Here is a 2,634-nt window from a genome sequence, read left to right on the forward strand (position 1 = left end):
CGAAGAAAAGGTGATGAAGAGCCTGAGTAAAGAATTTTATGAGGATGGCTACGAAGATGGATGGGAAGCTGGGGTGGCAGAAGGAATACACGCTTTTGTAAGCTATAACCTGGAAGTTGGCAAGTCTGGGGAACAGATAGTCAGCGAAATGATAAAGATTTTTTCTCTGTCAAAGGCACAGGCGGAAAAAAATTTTGCGGAGTTCACGGAAAGTTTCTGTTGAAAAGCATATGAGGAGTATATTGAGGAATATACCATTTTTTGAGTCAGAGGAGGGCAGAGGTAATGAATGCGCTTTTAACGGAATATGACGAAGAAAAGGTGATGAAGAGCCTGAGTAAGGAATTTTATGAGGATGGCTACGAAGATGGACGGGAAGCTGGGCTGGCGGAAGGGTTAGCAGAAGGAATACACGCTTTTGTAAGCTATAACCTGGAAGTTGGCAAGTCTGGGGAACAGATAGTCAGCGAAATGATAAAGATTTTTTCCCTGTCAAAGGCACAGGCGGAAAAATATATACAGCAATGAGTTATGGAATTGATTAAAAAGCTAAAATGGCGTATCCCAGGTTTGCTGCCAGGGAAGCCGTTTTTCACAAAAGGAATGCCGGGCATAATGTCCGGCATTTTGACTATACGGGAGAACTTTTTTATTTCCGCGGGCAATGCACCAAGCAGCCATGCCTGCATGGATATTTGGTGACTGCCGCAAGGTGTGCTATGTGCCAGTGGCACATGTTTCGCACCGACCGAAGCGGAGCGTAGACCAAATATCCCGCTGCCTTGCAGTGCTGCAAGCTTGATATTCAATTGTTTACCGCAGGATATTCGATTGCCCCTTTTCAATGAGGGAACGCAGCAGCTCAGGAGTGGCCTGTGAGTATAATTTCCCGTCCCATTTCATACTGGGTCCATTTGCACAGTTTTTCATACAGCCGGTGAGGCGGTAGGAAAAACCGCCTTTGGCACTGATTCCGCCGTTTTTCACCTGATAATTTTTTTCTATAAAAGCATGGAGACGGGCGCATTCCCGTTTTTGGCATCTGGGGCCGGCACAGAGCTCAAGGCTGTGCGGTGCAGTTTGAGTTCGAAGGCCGGGACAGCGTTTGAGAATTGCCGTCAGTATAGCCGGACGGATGTCAAGCTGCGCGGTGATTTCCTCCAGCGCGCAGGCAGGGATGCTGCCGCCGTTTTCGGCCTGGACCTCGCGTAAAAGCTCAATGAGAGCCTGCTGATCCTGGGATACGTTCTGACCTCGGTAATATTCGATTGCTTCTGTTAAGTTCCAATCTGCTTCCATAAAAATTTCCTGTCATCTGTATTTTATGTTATCTGTATTGCGTGTTGAATAGTGTTTCCTAAGCGAGGTCATTCTATTACACGCAGGCTGGTTTAAAAAGGTGAAAGCAATGGCTTTTTATCATATGGATAGGGCTGTCAGGCAGGTCGATGCCTGGTGTAACAACTGGTTATTGCATTACGTATCGTGTAAAGAAACTGAACAGCTATGTTAAGTGAAGCGTCTCACGTAAGAACGGAGACGCTTTCTCTTTTGATTAACTGGGTGGACATGGAGATTTTCAGGTATTCCTTTTTGTTATCGGCAATCCGGTCCATCAGGCGCGCAATGGCGGCGGCGCCCAGCTCCTGCTTGCGGACCCGCATGGTGGAGAGGGACGGGACCATCATATCGCAGAGCGGCATATCGTCAAAACCGATAATGGAAATATCCTCCGGCAGCCGGAAGCCGCGTTCACGGAAGGCCTTCATGGCGGCGGCGGCAATGATGTCGTTATCCGCAAAATAAGCATCCGCCAGCTCCGGATCCGCATCCAGAACCGTCAGCATATCCTGATAGCCTTCCTCGGCCGTAGGGGAAATGGCGTGGACGTAAGGATGAGAGGTGCTGATGCCGTTTGTACGCAGCGCTTTATAATAGCCGTCGGCGCGTTCCGCAAAGTTGCTGATTTCCAGATTGGAACGCAGGTAGCCGATTTTTTTATGGCCGCATTTAATCAGGTGGCTGGTGGCATTGAAAGCTCCCTGAATATTATTGATCAGTACACAGTCGTATTTCAACTCATCATAATAACAGTCAAGTACCACAATCGGTACGGGAAAATCCCTGAATTTTTTGAAATCCTCCCTTTGCATTTCCGTAGCCAGAAGCAGAATGCCGATGCAGTCCACCTCCTTCAGTGATGTGAGCTGGGCGGAAATATCCATATTTTCATAAAAATAGGAAATATGCAGCACACAGTTCTGACGGCGGCATTCCTGGGTAATGCCTTCCGTCAGCTGGGAAAAGAAGGGCGTATCGGCCGCTATTTTTCCATGCTTTTTGTAATTGATTAGCTGAATGACTCTGGAAGAGGCGGAAGCGGGCGGGGCGCTTTTGGGGGTGTAGCCGTATTTGGCCGCCGTGGTTAAGACAAGGTCCCTGGTTGCTTCGCTGATTCCCGGTTTGTTGTTGAATACCATGGAAACGGTTGCGGGAGATACGTTGATGAGTTGAGCTAATTCCTTTGCTGAAATTTCCATTGGGGTCTCCTGGCTGTTAAATTTTTTATTTAATTTTAATACGCCTTTTAACAGAAGTCAAGGGCGGCGCTTCCAGCATCGGCTGTGAGGAGGA

General features: G+C 47.9%; 4 protein-coding genes. 2 read left to right on the plus strand and 2 right to left on the minus strand.

Features of this window, described 5'->3' with window-relative positions; translation table 11 throughout:
* Positions 1 to 223: hypothetical protein (locus HMPREF1548_RS07135; RefSeq protein WP_021635241.1), on the plus strand; the 223-nt coding region annotated here is incomplete at its 5' end.
* Between the two features lie 62 nt (positions 224 to 285).
* Positions 286 to 528, plus strand: coding sequence for a hypothetical protein (locus tag HMPREF1548_RS07140; protein ID WP_021635242.1), 243 nt, complete (start codon positions 286 to 288; stop codon positions 526 to 528).
* A 285-nt stretch (positions 529 to 813) separates the two neighbouring features.
* Here HMPREF1548_RS07140 and HMPREF1548_RS07145 read toward each other — a convergent pair whose 3' ends face one another.
* Entirely contained in the window at positions 814 to 1,299 is a 486-nt protein-coding gene (locus HMPREF1548_RS07145) for an NADH-quinone oxidoreductase subunit NuoE family protein (RefSeq protein ID WP_021635244.1), read from the minus strand.
* 224 nt (positions 1,300 to 1,523) lie between these two features.
* Entirely contained in the window at positions 1,524 to 2,540 is a 1,017-nt protein-coding gene (locus HMPREF1548_RS07150) for a LacI family DNA-binding transcriptional regulator (RefSeq protein ID WP_021635245.1), read from the minus strand.
* Positions 2,541 to 2,634: the final 94 nt, after the last annotated feature.

Origin of the sequence: Clostridium sp. KLE 1755 (genome assembly GCF_000466465.2) — a bacterium.
In the GTDB taxonomy this organism is placed as follows: domain Bacteria; phylum Bacillota; class Clostridia; order Lachnospirales; family Lachnospiraceae; genus Eisenbergiella; species Eisenbergiella porci.